The 803-nt window shown below is 75.6% G+C and carries 1 protein-coding gene; it reads right to left on the reverse strand.

Annotated features, from left to right (window positions below; genetic code table 11):
- Positions 1-579: type II secretion system protein GspL (gspL, locus tag K206_RS0136840; protein ID WP_020207189.1), on the reverse strand; the 579-nt coding region annotated here is incomplete at its 3' end.
- Positions 580-803: the final 224 nt, after the last annotated feature.

Here is an 803-nt window from a genome sequence, read left to right on the forward strand (position 1 = left end):
CGCCAGCGCGGCGCCGATGGCGATGCCATAGCCCACGTCGGCCGAGGCGCGCACCGTCAAGCGCCAGCATCCCGCGTCGGTATCGCCGGACGGCGCTTCCACTACCACGGCCGGGCGATCCCCGGCCACGGGCACGCACAATGCCGCGGGCAGCAGCCGCACGCGCCGGTTGCCCAGCACACCGAGCACGAATGCCAGCCATGCCCGGTCCGCGACGGCCAGCGTGGCCTCGCCGTTCTCGTGGCGGGCCAGCACCGCGACATGGCTGTGCTCGGGATTGCCCAGCAGGCGCTCTTCCAGCAGGCCCGGCAGCGCCTCGCGCAGACGCGCGCCAGTGATGGCGGGCAACGGCACGCGCAGCAGCAGCACATCGCGGGCATCGACGATGAGGACCGTGTCGCGCGCCGCTGGCGGCGCGCCGGCATCGGCATGGCCGCTGCGCAGGATTTCGCCCTCGCTGTCGGTCAGCGCGAACGGCAGTGCCTGGAGCAGCGTGGCGTCCCAGCGGTCCTCGGGCAGGTGCGCGGGGCGCGCGGGCAGGCGGATGAAGCAGCAGGCGAAGAGTTCCGGGCTGGGCATGGGCGGACGTGGACAGGAGGGCAGGGATTCGGTGACATGGGATGACGCGCGGCCCCGCGCTACGGGCCGCTGGTCAGGACGCGCCGGTAGGCGGACGGCGGCGCGCCGGCCAGCACGACGACCTCGATGCCGCCCACGGCGTGCTGTGGCAGCGGCGGGGGCGCGCCCGGCGGCGGCGCGGGCGGCCTGCGGCCGCCATCGGCGGAGACCCAGCCGGCCGGGAT

It is taken from the genome of Cupriavidus sp. WS, assembly GCF_000395345.1.
In the GTDB taxonomy this organism is placed as follows: Bacteria; Pseudomonadota; Gammaproteobacteria; order Burkholderiales; family Burkholderiaceae; genus Cupriavidus; species Cupriavidus basilensis_B.